Source organism: Ruegeria sp. D7 (genome assembly GCF_056534355.1).
Map to the genome: position 1 here is coordinate 105216 of NZ_JBQFPG010000004.1, position 16032 is coordinate 121247.

The window sequence follows — 16032 nt, forward strand, 5'->3', positions numbered from 1 at the left end:
TCGATGTTGGATGAAACGGCTTTTGACCTGCGAAAATACCTTCGACGTAATTCGGCCTCGGTGACGGTGTGGATCGCACTGCTGGCTTTGATTCTGTTCGGGCTGATGCGCTATGACAACTTTGGCAGCGCCTACAATTTCTCGTCTTTCCTGAATTACAACGCGATGTTCATCGCGATTGCGCTGGGCATGTGTTTTGTGATCATGACCGGCGGGATTGATCTGTCGGTCGGATCCGTGGCGGCGTTTACCTCGGTTGTTGCGGCCTATCTCAGCCCGTATGGGATTCAGGTTGCGTTGCCGGGGGCCGTTCTTGCCGGGGTTGGTTTCGGGGCGATCAACGCCTTTTGCATAATCATCCTTCGGATCCCGCCCTTCATCGCCACGCTGGCCACCATGCTGGCCGCAAAAGGCGGCGCATTGGTGATTTCGGGCGCCCAGACAATTTCGGTCGATTGGGGGTCGAACTTCACCAAGCTTGGCATGGGGCAGGCCTTTGGTCTGTTTCCATGGGCGATCGTCATCGTGGCCGGACTGACTCTGGCACTTTGGCTGGTGCTGGAAAGAACAACCATCGGGCGGACCGTCTTGGCGATCGGTGGCAGCGAGGATGCCTCGAACCTCATGGGTCTGAAGGTCAATCGCGCCAAGGCTTTTGTCTACCTGCTGTCGGGTGGCTGTGCGGGGCTAGCTGGAGTCTTTCTGGCCTCGGGTTTTGGAGCTGGGCAACCCCTTGAAGGCATCGGATGGGAATTGTCAGCCATCGCTTCTGTGGTTGTAGGCGGCACTTTGTTGACGGGTGGGATGGGATCGATCCCTGCGACGGTCGCTGGCGCGCTGTTGCTGGGGCTGGTCTTCAACGTTCTAAACTTTGAAAACGGTCAGGGCACCATCAGTTTCAGTGCCTATTGGCAAATGGTCATACGTGGAGGCTTTCTATTTGCGGTCATCCTTCTACAGTCTCGGGTTATTGCCAGGCAGCAGAAGGTCTTAGGTTAATGAATCGCATAGAAAGTGTATCAGCGCGGCTGTTCAACGTTCCGCTCGCCGAAGTCCTAGTCGATGCCAAACATGGGGATCACACGTTTTTTCAATTGATCACTGTCACCATTCAAACCTCGGATGGGGTCGAGGGGGTCGGGTATACCTATACCGGGGGCAAGGGTGGCCATGCCATCTTGGCGATGATCCAGCATGACCTGGCACCGTTCCTTGTTGGACAAGACGCCGAACAGATCGAAAGCCTGTACGATACCATGCAGTGGCACGTGCACTACGTCGCACGGGGCGGGATCGCCTCGTTTGCCATCTCGGCCGTAGATATTGCACTGTGGGATATTCGCGGCAGAACGCAGAATGCGCCTTTGTGGCAGATGGCCGGTGGAGCGTCGAAAAGGTGCAAGGCCTATGCCGGCGGGATCGACCTGAATTTCTCGTTGGAGAAACTGCTGCGTCAGACCGAAGGGTACCTTGCGCGTGGGTTCAACGCAGTCAAGATCAAGGTCGGTCAACCAGACCTGGCCTACGATCTTGCACGTGCCCGGGCGGTGCGCGAGATGCTGGGGCCGGACCGGTTCTTCATGGTCGATGCGAATTACTCTATGAGTGTCGAACAGGCCATCGTCGCTGCCAGAGGGTTCGCCGACTGCGATATCCTGTGGTTCGAGGAACCGACAATTCCAGACGACTACAAAGGTTATGGCCGAATTGTCGAAGCGACGGGCGTTCCCCTTGCCATGGGTGAAAACCTGCACACCATACACGAATTTGAATACGCCTTTGATGACGCGAAACTGAGTTTTATCCAGCCCGATGCCTCAAACTGCGGTGGAATCACCGGCTGGCTGCGCGTGGCCGCGCTAAGCGCACAGCACGGCATTCCGGTTTGCAGTCATGGGATGCAGGAGCTGCACGTCAGCCTTGTTTCTGCGCAACCCAACGCAGGCTGGCTAGAAGTACACTCATTCCCGATAGACCAGTACACGACCCGTCCACTAGTTGTCGAAGACTGTCTGGCCGTGGCCCCGGATACCCCGGGAACCGGAGTGGAATTCGACTGGGACAAATTGAATGCGGAACACAAGGAGATGCATAGATGACGACCCAGACGATCACTGCCGCATACTACAGGGGCGATAAGAGCTTTGCAGTAGAGCAAGCCCAAGCGACAGATCCGGGTCCCGGCGAGGCTGCCATTCGTGTTGCCTATTGTGGGATTTGTGGGACGGATATGCACGTCTACCACGGCAACATGGATGCCCGCGTCGGCCTGAACCGGGTTATTGGGCATGAGATGTCAGGTGTGGTCGAAGCGGTGGGCGAGGGCGTCGATACGGTCGAACCCGGCCAGAAGGTCGTTGTCCGACCGCTTGATCACTGCGGAGAATGCCCAGCTTGCAAGCGGGGGCATCAGCATATCTGTCAGAATCTCAAGTTTCTCGGCCTCGACACCGATGGCGCGATGCAAGAGATCTGGACTGTTCCGGCCCACACGTTGCACGTTCTGCCGGATGACTTGCGCATGGATCACGCGGCGCTGATCGAGCCGGTTGCCGTTGCCTGCCACGATGTGCGGCTGTCTGACCTGCAACCTGGAGAGGACGTTGTCGTTATCGGCGGCGGCCCGATTGGCATCCTGGTTGCCATGGTTGCGCGGGACGCGGGTGGAAATGTCGTGATTTCCGAAGTGAATCCGAACCGTCTTGCGATTGCTGAAAAACTTGGCTTTGACACGATCAACCCAATCGAAACCGATCTGGTGTCCACAATCAACGCGCGCACGGGCGACAAAGGGGCAGATGTGGTTTTCGAGGTGTCAGGAACGCAGCCCGGTGTCGATGCAATGACCGCCGTTGCCGCGACTCGGGCCCGGATCGTAATGGTCGCGATCCATGCTCAAAAGCCCCAGATCGACCTGTTCCAGTTCTTCTGGCGAGAGCTGCGACTGATCGGTGCTCGGGTCTATGAGCCAGAGGATTACGAGAAAGCCATTGCAGTTGTCGCTTCGGGCGGAGTGGACGCGGATGTTGTGATCACGGACGTCAGCCCTCTGGCAGACATCCAGGCCGCGTTCGAAGCACTGGATCGCAGCCCAACCGCAATGAAAAGCCTGATCGAAGTAGGACCGCGTTCATGAGTGTTTTGCAAAGTTTCGACCTGACGGGAAAGACGGCCCTTGTGACCGGGTGCAAACGCGGTATCGGGCGCGGTATGGCCGAAGCATTGGCATCGGCCGGAGCCAATATCATCGGAGTGTCCGCCTCGCTCGAGCTGTCTGGCTCGGATGTCGAAAAAGCCGTGACGGCGATGGGACGCAATTTCCGGGCCTACCAATGCGACTTTTCGGATCGCGCCGCGCTGCATGGGTTCATTGATCAGTTGAGGGCCGACGGACAAACCCCTGATATACTTGTCAACAATGCCGGCACGATCAAACGCAAACCCGCCGCCGAACACCCGGACGACTGGTGGGACGAAGTGATGGAGGTGAACCTGTCCTCGCAGTTCGTTCTGTCACGCGAGATCGGCAAGGACATGCTGGCGCGCGGCTCGGGGAAGATCATTTTCACGGCATCGCTGCTTACTTTTCAGGGCGGCATCACCGTTCCGGGCTATGCGGCCTCGAAAGGCGGGATTGGACAGCTGACCAAAGCCTTGGCCAACGAATGGGCCGGGCAGGGCGTAAACGTGAATGCGATCGCGCCTGGCTACATCGCGACCGACAACACCCAAGCCCTGCGGGATGATCCGGTCCGGTCGAAGTCGATCCTGGAACGAACACCCCAAGGCCGTTGGGGTACGCCTGTTGATTTTGCGGGACCGGTGGTCTTTCTGGCCTCCGCTGCGTCGGACTTCGTCAACGGTGAAATCGTTGTAGTCGACGGGGGCTGGATGGGGCGTTAGCACTGCCAACGCTCCATGTGATCCAAGGCATCACGTCCCGATGTAGTGCACCTTCAATCGGCGTGCCTTGGGTGCTTCCCGATGTTCGAACAGGTACAGGCTTTGTACGCGACCCAGCGGAAGCTGCCCGTGTTCGACCGGGATCGATACCTGAGTTTGCGTCAACAGCGCCCGCAGATGCGATGGAGCGTTGTCGTCCTCGGTCGGGCGGTGGTGATACTTGCCTGGTGACTTGGGTACGAGTTTCTCGAAGAACGTCTCGATATCCTTGAGCACATCGGGATCGGCATTGGCCTGCACCAATAGCGCGGCACCGGTGTGGACGCACCAAAGGGTCAGCAGGCCCGAGACAAATTCGTGTTCGGACACCGCACGCTGAACGATCCCGCTGATGTCGATGAGGGATTTGCCCGGCGTTTCAATGGACAGGTCAAAAAACTGTTGTTTCATCCAGCAGGCCCTTTCCTTGATTTCACGCGAGCGCGCCCAGCTTTCTACATCTCACTTGGCATTCAGCAATGGGGGTCAAGATTTTGATTTTGAACGCATATTGACTACATTTTTATGCAAACAGGCTTTTGAACTGGTCCACACACAGACGAAAACCATCTTCGAAATTCCCGTTGTCGGGGTGATAAACGCTTTCGAAAGAAATGACGCCATCATAGCCGTCGGATCTAAGCGCGTCCGCGATGGGTTGGAACAAAGGCGCAAGCTGACCTTCCCCCATGCGGCGCACTTCCAGCGTTGCCCGTGGCGTGTCGACCTTCACGTCCTTGATGTGAATGTGACCCAGATAGCCGCCGCGCAGTTCTTCATAAGCGTCCGGATATGCCAGTTCATGGCACCAGCAGTTGTTTCCGGGGTCCCACAGCACTTTCAAAGAGTCTTTTGCGTCCAACTCGTCAATCAGCTTGCGGGCTGTATAGTTGGAATTGACCAGCGTGCCGTTTCCGGTTTCCACGACAAGCGTCACGCCCTCAGCTCTTGCCAGTTCAACCGCCGGCGCGATCAGCGGCGGCATCGAGTCCCATACCCCATGCGCTACGTTCCACTTCTCGGCGCCGTTTTTTCCCCACAGTATCTGCTCTTTTCGTTGGGTCATGATCCGAACCAGCGGAGACCCAACAACATGCGCCATGTCGATTACGCGTTTCAAGGCGTCCATATGCCGAGTGTGGAGGTCGTCGCCGGGCCTATTGGCAGCTGTCATCCCCGCAAAGATATGGCGCGACAGACATGACACAGGCTTGCCCCGGTCGCGCAAAAGCGCGTCGATCTCGGCAATTTGCTGCGGGGAATGATCCCCGACCTCCGCATCGCCAACGAATTGAAGCTCTGCATAGTCCAGACCGAATTCGTCCATCACGTCAACGGCATGCAGCAAATCGCGGGAAATGCCGTCGCAAATCACACCTAGTTTCATGTCCGGTCCCCTCAGCGATGCAATTCTGCGTCAACGATTTCTTCGATGACGCGAGTACACACCCAGTTGTCACCATTCGGGTATTTGGTTTTTCCTGCGTGAAAGATCTGCATAGCGGATGATGCTGTGTGCATTGGAACGCCCAACGCACCGGCCAGTGCCAGCGAGATCGTCAGGTCCTTGTGCATGGTTGCGATATGGCTGCCGGTGGCCTCGAACTTGCGATCAATGATGTTTTCAAGGGCGGAATTCACGACGCCGCACCCCGCGCTGGATGAGGAGAACACATCAAGTAATGCCTGACCGCTGACACCGGCTTTGGCCGCCAGGGCTGCAGCCTCGAATGTGGCGGAAAAGATCGATCCGATCAGGGATTGCAGGCAGGCTTTCACGGTTTGCCCGTCGCCGACGTTTTCGCCGACCCGATGAATTGTTGCCGACACTGCCTGCATGACTTCTGCATTTCGGTCCAGCACATCCGCAGCACCGGCAGCCATCATCGTCAATGTGCCGTTCTGCGCGCCGGGAAACCCACCTGAGACCGGCGTGTCGATTAAGTTAATCCCCGAGCCTTCCATATCCTGCCCGATGGCGCGGGCTTCGGCCGGGGTAATGGTCGCCGACAGGATGACCGTTCCGCCTTTGGCCATGTTCGCAACCAGCCCGTTTTCACCCAGAATGACATCGCGGGCCTGATCTCCGTTCATCACCATGACAAACACACTGGAGGCGTGTCGACCGACCTGTCCCACGCTGTCCTTGGGCCGGCCGCCCATGTCAGCAAATGCCGTCATGCGCGTCTCGCTCAGGTCGAAACCTGATGTTTCGAAGCCATTCTTGATCAGGTTCTTGGCAAGGCCGCTGCCCATGTCGCCAAGACCTATTACGCCTACAGTATTCATTTGGGCTCCTCCCGATATTTCGCCGTTGCCGTATGGCAGGCGTTTCGAAAAATGATGCCTAATCGCATCGGTTTTCGCGGGAGTTTCACGCGTCTTGAACAGACGTCGGGCGAGTCCGGAAGACACCCCGCTGCCCGTTTACGTAACGTAAGTAAACGAAGAATGCGGCGCTCAGGCAAGCAAAGAAGTGTTGCGGGCGAAAAGAAACCGCCTGATCCGACGCGTTACGAGAACGCCGCCATGATGCCGCGCAGTTCCGCAAGCCCGCGCATACGCCCGATCAACGGATAGCCGGGAGTACTGTGTCCGCCCAGATCGCTCAGCAGTTCTTGTCCGTGGTCGGGCCGCATCGGAATTTGCCAGTCGCGACGCCCTTGGGATTTGCGGCGGCGCTGTTCGTTCATCAGTTCGCGAATTGTGCCGACCATGTCGGTGTCGCCCTCCAGATGCGAGGCCTCAAAGAAGTCCGGCTTCTGGCTGTCTGACCCGGCGATGCGTTGGGTATTCCGCAGATGGACAAAGTGAATTCGGTCGCCATGCCTGCGCACGAAGTCCGGCCCATCAAATTCGGGAGACACTCCCAGCGATCCGGTACACAACGTTGCGCCGTTCGCCAACAAATCAACCGCATCCAGAACGGCGCCGTAGTCATCGGTACTGGACATGATCCGCGGCAGACCAAGCAACGAGAACGGCGGATCATCTGGATGACAGCACAAGCGTAGTTCCAGTTCTTGGGCGACTGGGGCGACTTCTGACAGGAAGTCGATCAGGTTTGCGCGAAGCCGGTCACGGTCGATATGTGCATAGGTCTGCAACAAAGCGCGCACGTCCTGCACGCTCCACTGATCGTTGGCGCCGGGCAACCCCGCAGTGACATTGTGTTGCAACTGGGCCTTGGATTCATCCGACATGCGCAAGAAGCGATCCTTGGCCGTTTGCTGGACGACGCTGGAATAGTCTTCGGACGCGCCCGGACGTTCAAGAATATGTATGTCGAAAGCAGCAAAATCGGTCAGGTCGAACAGCATGGCCGTTCCGCCGTGCGGCTGCGGTGCGCGAAGGGCGGTGCGCGTCCAATCCAGGATTGGCATGAAGTTGTAGCAAACGATTTTGATGCCACGGGCGGACAGGGACCTGAGGCTGGACTTATACGCCTGCAGATGTTCAGCCATGTCTGCGGACTGTGTTTTGATCGCCTCGGAAACGGGCAGGCTTTCGACAACGTCCCAACTGTACCCGGCAGTAGCCAGAACTGCTTGCCGATCGGCGATGCTTGGTTCGTCCCAGGGCTGTCCCGGCGGGATGTGATGCAGCGCGGTGACGATGCCCTGAACCCCGACTTGATGGAGAGCGGCAAGGGCGATCGGATCATCGGGTCCGAACCAACGCCAGCATTGTTTCATGGCAGCCATCCTTCATACAGCGGGTGATCGGAACTGATGGGAAGAGCAACGCGCTGCCCGGTGCGCGCCGCGTGATAAATCGCTGTCACAAGGCCGATGGATGCAGCGCCATCCTTCAGCGTAACGGCCGAATTTGCCTCGGACCGCAGCGCCCTGCCGACTTCGGTAAAGAACCCTTCGAAACCTGTTGGCTCGTCAGTGGCGGCTGCAAGGGCCTCGTCGATAGCGGCTTGATACACAGGGTCCCGCGCGACGAATGTCCAGGGCGTTTGACCTGGGGCATAGGGTTCGTTGCCAGAGGTGGCGGTCACCTTTTCAAAGACGAGCCGCAGGCGGGTTTCGTCCGTGGCGGCGCCCAGGGTGATATTGCTTGTGCACAAAGCTCCGGAAGTCATGCCAAAGCAGATCGCGGCACAGTCTTCGGTCTCGATCGGGTTTACCCGCGTTGTGGCCATTGCAGACACCCAGGCGATATCACCCGCGATATGAGTCAGCAGATCATGGTTGTGGATGGCATGGCCCAGCACTGCGCCGCCGCGTTCACCGGCCCATGTTCCCCGCCACGGCACCGCGTAATAGTCTGCCCCGCGGGACCAATGGGTCTCAAGCGCGGCAGTTTGGACCGCTCCGGTCAGGCCTGCGCGCTGCAGGTGGCGCAGTTGGGCCAGTGACGGCCCCCACCGGTATTGAAACACCGGAAACACCTGCTTGCCCGCGCTGCGTGTGGCTGCCGTGATCCGATCCACATCTTGCATCGAGGTCGCAAGAGGCTTTTCGCAGACAACGTGTTTTCCTGCGGCCAGTGCCGCAAGCGTGGTTGGTACATGCAGATGCGGCGGTAGGCAGATGTCGATGACATCAATCGCCGGATCATCCAGAGCGTCCTGAATGTTGGTTAGTGCTCGAAAATCCGAGTTCTGCCGTATCTGTTCGATCCGGTCCGTATTCTGGTCGACCACGGCGGCTACGCGGAAGGTGCGGTCAAGCCGTTCCAGAGCGTCCAGATGTTGCGCACCGATACCTGCGCCAAGGATCGCAACGTTGATCATCTGCGTTCCGCCACTTCCTGCGCGTGCAGTGCCAGTTCCATGACCGTAAAGCAGTGGGTCTGTGTCATCGCGGTTTCGGTCCGGTTGCGGATGTCATCGGCCAGGCGCGCGAAGTAGGGAAGGCTGGCGTCGGCTGCGTCGATCTTTTGGCAGGTTTCACCATTGACGAGGATCAGATGGTCTGTCCCTGAGGCCCCACCCACATCGACGTATTTCCGCAACTCGATATATCCTTCGGTTCCGAGGATCGTCAGACGACCATCCCCCCAGTTTGGCAAGGCATCCGGCGTGAACCAGTCAACCCGGATGTACCCGGTGCCATTCTCGCTTCTTAGATTGAGTTCTCCGAAATCCTGCAATCCGGGATCTTTGGGGTTTGCGTAGTTCGCCACATAAGCGTTCGTGATTTCTGCGGTTTTCGAACCTGTGTAATGCAAGAACTGATCGATTTGATGCGAGGCGATGTCGGTCAGAATGCCGCCATAGCGGTCACGCTGAAAAAACCAATCCGGCCGGGTTGTCCGGTTCAATCGGTGCGGGCCAAGCCCAACCGTCTGGATCACGCGCCCGATGGCACCGGACTCGACCAACTCGGTCGCCCGGGTGCTGACGGGCGTTTCAAATCGTTCGGAAAAATTCACCGACCAGATTCGACCGGTGTCGGCGACCGCTCGCTTGATCTGGTCGAGTTGCTCGAACGTCGTGCAGCCCGGCTTGTCGCTCATGACATCCATGCCGTTTTGCATGGCGCGGATCGTCAACGCGGCCCTATCTGCCGGTATCGCCGAAATCAGCGCCAGATCCGCCCCACTGGTTAGGGCGTCTTCCAGTCGGGCCAGCCGCGGAATATCGGGAAACCTTTTGACGTAGCCCGGAAGCGTTTCCGGATCGCCTTGTGTCCAGTAGCCAACGCAGTCCACGCCGATTTTACGCATGTTTTCCGTCATGCCATAGATATGGCGGTGGTCCAGGCCAAGGGCGACGCAGGTCAGGCTCATGAGATGACTCGTGTTTTCTGGCCGGTTCGATTGGCGATCTGCATCGCGTCTATGACGGCGTGGGTCAAAAGGGCACTGCGTCCGGTGGCCATGGGCAGCGTGCCATCGGCAACAGCCTTGGCGAAATCCTCGATGACCGCCTGATGCCAAGCATGGGTGAACGCCATGGGATCGGCCCCTCCGCCTGTGGCGGACGTTTCGCCAACCGTGGATTTATGACCATCGAAAGTCGTTAAGGTCAGGACACCTGACTCCAGATGCGCTTTGGCGCGTGTGCCTTGGATGGTAATGGACTCAGCGGCCCCGGGATATTCGGCAGTAGTCGCCATCATAGTGCCCACTGCGCCGTTATCCATTTCAAAGATTGTACCTGCCCAATCCTCAGCTTCGAGATCGTGTAACGGAGTTTTTCTCATCATGGCTTGAATGTCCGAGATCGGCCCCAGCAGCCACATCGCAAGGTCAAGCGTGTGGATTGCCTGCGAGATCATGACACCGCCTCCGTCGCGCGCATAAGTGCCGCGACCCGGCTCGTCATAGTAGCTCTGATCGCGCCACCAGGGGACACGGATCTCCACCGTGGCGATCGCGCCCAGCTCACCCTGTTCAATGGCTGATTTCAGCGCCTGCGAGGCGGCGCGGGCGCGGTGCTGAAAGACTATGCCCAGCGGCACACCGGATACCTCGCACTGCTCGACGATGGCCGTCGCGGCGCCCAGCGTTCTCTCGATGGGCTTTTCCATCAGGATCGGTTTCGAAGCGCTCGAAAGAACCCGAACCAACTCTGAGCGCTGATCGGGCGGTGTTGCGATGATCGCAAAGTCGACGTTTGGGTCGTCTGCGATTTCCTCGATCGAGCCGAATGCGCGGGTGCCGTTTCGCCGCGCGAACCCAGCTGCTTTTTCAGAGTTGCGCCCGAGGACGCCGGCAAGACTGAGGCCTTGATCCGATGCTTGAATGGCAGCGACATGCGTGCCCGAAACCATCCCCAAACCAATCAGCGCAATATTCATTCATTCCCCCGGATCACACGGTCAGTCTGCGGGTTCGAACGGGAAAGATGCAACCATTAAAAACTGTGTTAACAATTGCGGGCAGCAGTATCGGAGGCAGAATTGACTGGCAATTTGAATGGCATGGCAGAAAACCTGTACTTGGGCATCAAGGACCTGCCAATCGTGTCTCCGCATGGTCACTGCGATCCGGGGTGGTTTGCAACCGATGAGCCGTTTCCCAACCCGGCAGAGCTGCTTGTGGTTCCCGACCATTACGTATTCCGTATGCTCTATTCGCAGGGCGTTCCCTTGTCCGAACTTGGCGTTGGGGAAAAGGGGCGAAAGAAGGATCCCCGCGCCGTTTTTCGCACCTTTGCCGAACACTGGCATCTGTTTCTGGGAACGCCATCCCGGATCTGGATAAGCTACGTGCTGCACGAAACGCTGGGCGTGTCTGAGGCGTTGTCTTCTCGCACGGCTGACCTGATTTATGATGAGATCTCAGAAAAGCTGACGCGTCCCGAATTTCGCCCGAGGGCTTTGTTCGACAGGTTTGGGATCGAGGTTCTGGCCACCACAGATTCGGCTCTCGACGGCCTGGCTGAGCATCGGGAGATTCGAACAAGCGGTTGGGGCGGGCGGGTTGTTCCGACGTTCCGCCCAGACGGGGTTTTGGATGGGGCGGACCCGGAGTTCGTACAGAACCTGAATAAGTTGGCCGAGCTGACAGACTGCGATCTGGACAGCTATGTTGGCTACCTCAACGCGCTGCGAATGCGGCGGGCTTATTTCATCCAGCTGGGATGTACTGCCACCGACCACGGTATCGAACGCATAAAGACCGAGTGGCTGGACGACCCGGATGCGCTGTACCAGCGGCTGAGACGGCGGGAAGGTACCGAACAGGATGCTCGCCGGTTCTATGGGCATATGCTGATCGAAATGGCGCAGATGTCTGTCGATGATGGTCTGACAATGCAGATACATGCTGGCAGCAAGCGCAACACGAACCACGCGGTACTGCGGGACTTTGGACGGGACAAGGGGGCCGACATTCCAATCGCGATGGATTGGGTCACGGGCCTTGAGGCGCTGTTGAACCGGGTCGGTAACTCGGCGGAACTGCGCATCATTCTGTTCACACTGGACGAAAGCACCTATGCCCGCGAACTGGCCCCGATGGCGGGACATTGGCCGTGCCTTCGGATCGGGCCGCCTTGGTGGTTCTACGACAGCCCAGCCGGGATTGCGCGGTATTTCGATCAGGTCGTTGAAACGGCCGGATATTACAATCTGGCCGGTTTCAATGACGACACGCGGGCTTTCCTGTCCATTCCTGCACGTCACGACCTGTGGCGACGGGGTGTGGCGATTCATCTGGCCGAGCAGGTTGCGCGCGGCTATTTCGATCGGGACAGTGCCGAGCATCTGGCGCGATTGCTGGCGGTCGATCTGGCGAAACAGGTTTACGGGTTGCAAAGGTAAATGGGTACAATTCTTCATTTCGGCCTTGGAAACTTTGCCCGGGCGCATTTGCTGGATTACACGGATCAAGCGGGCGGATGGGACGTTGTCGGCGTCAGCCTGCGTTCATCCTCGGTTCGGGATGGATTGGCCCGACAGGGTTTCGAGTACGATTTGTGCGTACAGGGGCAGGGAGTCCGGCGCATCAAAGCTCTGCGTGACGTTCTGGTCGCGCCCAAGGATCGCGCAGAGATATTCGATGTGATGGCGGATGCCGAGATCATTTCGGCAACCGTAACCGAGAAAGGTTATCACTTGGACGCCGCGGGCAAGCTGAACCTTCAGGACCCGGCGATTGCCGCCGATCTGGCAGGGCAAGAGCCTGCGACGCTGATCGGGTTTTTAGCTTATGGCCTTGCGGAACGGCGCAAGCCAGTAACGGTACTAAGTTGTGACAATCGCATGGAAAACGGCAAGACGCTCGAAACGGCAGTTGCCGATTTTGCGGAAGCAGCCGGTCTGGACGTGAATTGGGACTCTGTTCGCTTTCCCAACGCGATGGTCGACCGGATCACCCCGGCTACCACGGACGCCGTTCGCGCAATCAGCGGCGATCCTATGGCTGTTCCGACCGAGGCGTTCTCGGAGTGGGTGATCGAAGACAGTTTCTCCGGTCCGCACCCGGATTGGCCGGGAGTGCAACTGGTCGATGACGTAGCCCCGCACGAGATGCGAAAGCTGCGCATGTTGAACGGTGCCCATTCCCTGTTGGCTTATGCCGGGTTGGAGCGGGGCATGACCTACGTCCACGAAGCGGTTCGAGACCCGGTTTTGCGCCCGCTGGTTTCTGAGTTGATGAAGGATGCGGGCGCAACGCTGCCCGCTGCACTGCAAGCACAGGTTCCGGATTATGCCGAGGCTTTGTTGCGCCGCTTTGAAAACCCCGAGCTGGCGCATCGTCTGGACCAAATCGCGATGGATGGCAGCCAGAAGCTGCCGTATCGGTTTGTTCCCACACTCCGTGAGACCGGCTCTCAGGCGGTGATTGCAGGGATGCGGGCCTGGATCTCCTATTGCATGTCCGAGATCGCAAAGGGCAGGGCGCTGAACGATCCTTGCGCGTCGGAAATTGCCAAGGCCGTCAAGCAGCCGGACCCGGTAGTGCCGCTTTTGGGTCTCGTTGGTGCTGAGGATCTCGCGCCACTTATCCGGGAATGATCGCGCCGCGGAACTGAACAACGGTGGAAGCCAGATTGTGTCCAGCCATCAGGGCCTCGGCCTGTGATTTTCCCATCAGCAAGGCCGCGAGGTACCCACCGTTGAAACTGTCGCCCGCCGCTGTCGTATCCAGCACGTTTTCGGCAGGTTCATAGGTTTGGTCAGTGTTCTGCCCGATGGATAAAGGGCCATTCTCTCCGCGTTTCAACGCACCAACACCGTGATGATCGGCAAAGCGTGCAGCCACCTGGTCCGCGCTTTCCCCGAACAATGCCATCTCGTCGTCAATGGACGGCAGGGCAATGTCTGCACGTTGCCAAAGCCGTTGGTTAATCTGCCGAGCGTGTTGGACGCTGTCCCAAAGACGCGGACGAAAGTTGCTGTCATATACCAACCGGACGGAAGAGCCTTCGAGCCAGTCCAGAAGCGCAAGCCTGACTGCATGCGGAAGAATGGCCACGGAAATCCCTGACAAGTACAGCACGTCGTAACCGTTCAGCGGGCTGAAGTCGTGATCGGCAAAAAGCTGACGGGCGGCTGCCTCGCTGCGCCAATAGGTAAAGCTGCGTTCACCGTCCGCAGATGTCGTGATCGCGTATAGTCCCGGAGAGGCGTCCGGAATGATACGGATGCCTGATGTTCCGATGCCATGACTGGCGATGAAGTCCACGATACGCCTTGAGAACGGATCGTCGCCTAGACATGTCACATACTCCACCTGCAGGTCAGGCGCGGCACGGTGCATGTAGATGGCAGTGTTCAGCGTATCCCCCGCGACGCCCACCTTCGCGCCGGTTTCCAGCATGGACAATTCGATCATTGCTTCGCCGATGCAGGCAATTCGCGTCATTTCTTTTCTCTTTTCCAGATGATGAGACCGGCAGCCATGATCAGCGCAGCCCCCGCCAACGTGAATGCGTCCGGTACCGTGTCAAAGAACAGATAACCCCAGATTGCCACGTAGATTAGGAACGAATAGGTGAATGGCATCAACTGGTTCGCCGTTCCAAACCGATGCGCGTTCGTCAGCAGTTGATGCCCGCACCAGCCAAACACACCAAGGCCGATCAGTACAATCAGGCTCCACGTGTTTTCTGGCTGGACCCAAAACCAGATGGCGAACGGCAACAGGACCACCGTACCGGTAAGCCCGAGGTAGAACTGCATAGTGTCCACGGCAACGACCCCGGACAGCCTGCGCGTCATGATCGAGTACAAGGCCAAAGCGGTGGCATTATATACGATCAGCAGCATGGTCGGATGAAAGGCCGAACCAAACGGCCGTACGACAACCAACACCCCCAGAAAGCCCAGGATGATAGCCGCCCAACGCCATGGGCCCACGCTTTCTTTCAATACAAAGACGGACAGAAAGCACACGATGACCGGGCTTGAGAACATGATTGCCGACACAACGGTCAGTGGCAAAAACCGTAGGGCATAAAAATTGAAAACGGTCGCCGAGATCAGCAGCAAGGCCCGGCTTATCACCTGCCATGGATGGTCAGTCTTGAACCGACCGGCCTCTATCCCGCCCTTGGCGATCACGCCCACTGAGATCACGAAGTGCCCCGCATAGCGCATGAACGCCAACTGAAATGCCGGCACTCCGGCCAACGCCAACCACTTGGCCCCAAGGTCAACCAACGAAAAGAACAGCCACGCCATCAACATCAGCACAATGCCAAGGCGCGGCAGGTCAGCGGTGGGGTTGGCGGAGACGGCCATCGATCAAGTGTTGAAACGCTTAACGTAGTAGTCAACCATCTGGCTTACCATGTCATCCGCCTGACCGTGGTCGCGGGCGTCATTCAGCGCCGAAAGCGCGCCCTGCGACATCACGCTGGTAACGCCCGCCTCGCGCGCCATTCGGTCATAATACCCGAGGTCTTTTGCCGCGTTCTTGATGGCAAAGGCCAGCTGATTTGGGTCGCTCTCAACGCCATAGGCTTTGACGAAATCCATCATTCCGGAATGCAGCGGCCCTGCGGCCATCACATCATACAGCTGCTTGCGGTCAACACCGGTGATGTCAGCCATGGCAAAGGCTTCGGCCATCGCGTTCGCAACGGTCATTCCGAAGAAGTTGTTGATCAGCTTGATCGTGTGCCCGGACCCAACGGGGCCAAGGTAAAAAACGTTTTCGCCCAAATCTTTCAGTGTCGGCTCGGCCTTGTCAAAGGCAGCCTTGTCGCCAGACGTCATAATGTTGAGCTTGCCTTCTAGCGCGTGTGAAGGTGTCCGGCCAAGCGGTGCATCAAGATAGCTTCCGTCAGCTGCGGCAACCTCCTCGGCCAAGGCGCGTGTGCTGCCAGGAAGCGAGGTGCCAAAGTCGATGACAATCGCGCCGGACTTCAATCCCGCAATCACTCCATCTGCACCGTGCATTCGGCTCTCGACCTGTTCGGAGGTGCCCATGCACAGCATCACGATGTCGCTGGCCTGAGCCAGTTCTTGGGCGTTTCGCATCTCGCGGGCGCCTCGGTCAATCGCGGCGTCCAAGTACGTGCGGTCGCGGTTTCCCAATACAGCGACCGAATATCCTTGGTCCAACAGTCGGCTCACCATGGCTCCGCCCATTAATCCCAAGCCGATAAACCCGATTGATGGTTTGCTCATTGGTTTCCCTTTCCGTGAATGTGTCTGGTTTTTATTCTTGTGTTTGTTGCGG

The 16032-nt window shown here is 58.1% G+C and carries 15 protein-coding genes and 1 pseudogene; 6 read left to right on the top strand and 10 right to left on the bottom strand.

The annotated features are described in order from the left end of the window. Positions 1–3 precede the first annotated feature (3 nt). Genes ACRZ9U_RS07595 through ACRZ9U_RS07610 form a run of 4 tightly spaced genes read left to right on the top strand, consistent with a single transcriptional unit; the run spans position 4 to position 3903 of the window. A complete protein-coding gene (locus ACRZ9U_RS07595) occupies positions 4–999 on the top strand; it encodes an ABC transporter permease (RefSeq protein ID WP_170403549.1) in 996 nt (331 codons plus the stop codon). Then, positions 999–2099: a mandelate racemase/muconate lactonizing enzyme family protein gene (locus tag ACRZ9U_RS07600; protein ID WP_170403546.1), complete on the top strand. Its 1101-nt coding sequence runs from the start codon at positions 999–1001 to the stop codon at positions 2097–2099. The genes ACRZ9U_RS07595 and ACRZ9U_RS07600 overlap by 1 nt, the downstream gene beginning before the upstream one ends. Beyond that, the gene (locus ACRZ9U_RS07605) at positions 2096–3136 is read left to right on the top strand and encodes an alcohol dehydrogenase catalytic domain-containing protein (RefSeq protein ID WP_170403544.1); all 1041 of its coding nucleotides are present in this window, start codon (positions 2096–2098) and stop codon (positions 3134–3136) included. Before ACRZ9U_RS07600 ends, ACRZ9U_RS07605 begins: the two co-directional genes overlap by 4 nt. Then, a complete protein-coding gene (locus ACRZ9U_RS07610; RefSeq protein WP_170403539.1) occupies positions 3133–3903 on the top strand; it encodes an SDR family oxidoreductase in 771 nt (256 codons plus the stop codon). Before ACRZ9U_RS07605 ends, ACRZ9U_RS07610 begins: the two co-directional genes overlap by 4 nt. Before the next feature lie 30 nt (positions 3904–3933). Here ACRZ9U_RS07610 and ACRZ9U_RS07615 read toward each other — a convergent pair whose 3' ends face one another. The 7 genes from ACRZ9U_RS07615 to ACRZ9U_RS07645 form a co-directional block, all read right to left on the bottom strand. Next, positions 3934–4353 (bottom strand): secondary thiamine-phosphate synthase enzyme YjbQ, encoded by a 420-nt coding sequence (locus tag ACRZ9U_RS07615; protein ID WP_170403536.1) that lies wholly within the window; start codon positions 4351–4353, stop codon positions 3934–3936. 112 nt (positions 4354–4465) lie between these two features. Next, the gene (locus ACRZ9U_RS07620) at positions 4466–5329 is read right to left on the bottom strand and encodes a sugar phosphate isomerase/epimerase family protein (protein ID WP_170403533.1); all 864 of its coding nucleotides are present in this window, start codon (positions 5327–5329) and stop codon (positions 4466–4468) included. A gap of 11 nt (positions 5330–5340) precedes the next feature. Continuing rightward, positions 5341–6231: an NAD(P)-dependent oxidoreductase gene (locus tag ACRZ9U_RS07625; protein WP_170403530.1), complete on the bottom strand. Its 891-nt coding sequence runs from the start codon at positions 6229–6231 to the stop codon at positions 5341–5343. Between the two features lie 224 nt (positions 6232–6455). Then, positions 6456–7637 (bottom strand): mannonate dehydratase, encoded by a 1182-nt coding sequence (uxuA, locus tag ACRZ9U_RS07630; protein WP_170403527.1) that lies wholly within the window; start codon positions 7635–7637, stop codon positions 6456–6458. Then, a complete protein-coding gene (locus ACRZ9U_RS07635; protein ID WP_170403524.1) occupies positions 7634–8686 on the bottom strand; it encodes a Gfo/Idh/MocA family protein in 1053 nt (350 codons plus the stop codon). The genes uxuA and ACRZ9U_RS07635 overlap by 4 nt, the downstream gene beginning before the upstream one ends. Next, positions 8683–9684 (bottom strand): Gfo/Idh/MocA family protein, encoded by a 1002-nt coding sequence (locus ACRZ9U_RS07640; RefSeq protein WP_170403521.1) that lies wholly within the window; start codon positions 9682–9684, stop codon positions 8683–8685. Before ACRZ9U_RS07640 ends, ACRZ9U_RS07635 begins: the two co-directional genes overlap by 4 nt. Further along, complete coding sequence (locus ACRZ9U_RS07645; protein WP_170403518.1) at positions 9681–10697, bottom strand: Gfo/Idh/MocA family protein; 1017 nt, start codon at positions 10695–10697, stop codon at positions 9681–9683. Before ACRZ9U_RS07645 ends, ACRZ9U_RS07640 begins: the two co-directional genes overlap by 4 nt. A 123-nt stretch (positions 10698–10820) precedes the next feature. Here ACRZ9U_RS07645 and uxaC point away from each other — a divergent pair, with 123 nt between their 5' ends. Further along, positions 10821–12164 (top strand): glucuronate isomerase, encoded by a 1344-nt coding sequence (uxaC, locus tag ACRZ9U_RS07650; protein ID WP_480901543.1) that lies wholly within the window; start codon positions 10821–10823, stop codon positions 12162–12164. Beyond that, a complete protein-coding gene (locus ACRZ9U_RS07655) occupies positions 12165–13361 on the top strand; it encodes a mannitol dehydrogenase family protein (RefSeq protein WP_170403515.1) in 1197 nt (398 codons plus the stop codon). On the opposite strand, the gene ACRZ9U_RS07660 is transcribed toward ACRZ9U_RS07655, so the two are convergent. From ACRZ9U_RS07660 to ACRZ9U_RS07670, 3 genes and pseudogenes are all read right to left on the bottom strand, one after another. After that, positions 13348–14211 carry a sugar kinase gene (locus ACRZ9U_RS07660; protein WP_170403512.1) on the bottom strand — a complete coding sequence of 288 codons (864 nt, stop codon included), beginning with the start codon at positions 14209–14211 and terminating at the stop codon, positions 13348–13350. The genes ACRZ9U_RS07655 and ACRZ9U_RS07660 overlap by 14 nt on opposite strands. Continuing rightward, entirely contained in the window at positions 14208–15089 is an 882-nt protein-coding gene (locus ACRZ9U_RS07665; protein ID WP_170396161.1) for a DMT family transporter, read from the bottom strand. The genes ACRZ9U_RS07660 and ACRZ9U_RS07665 overlap by 4 nt, the downstream gene beginning before the upstream one ends. 3 nt (positions 15090–15092) lie before the next feature. After that, positions 15093–16025, bottom strand: a pseudogene (locus ACRZ9U_RS07670) (NAD(P)-dependent oxidoreductase); the annotation flags it as partial. Positions 16026–16032: the final 7 nt, after the last annotated feature.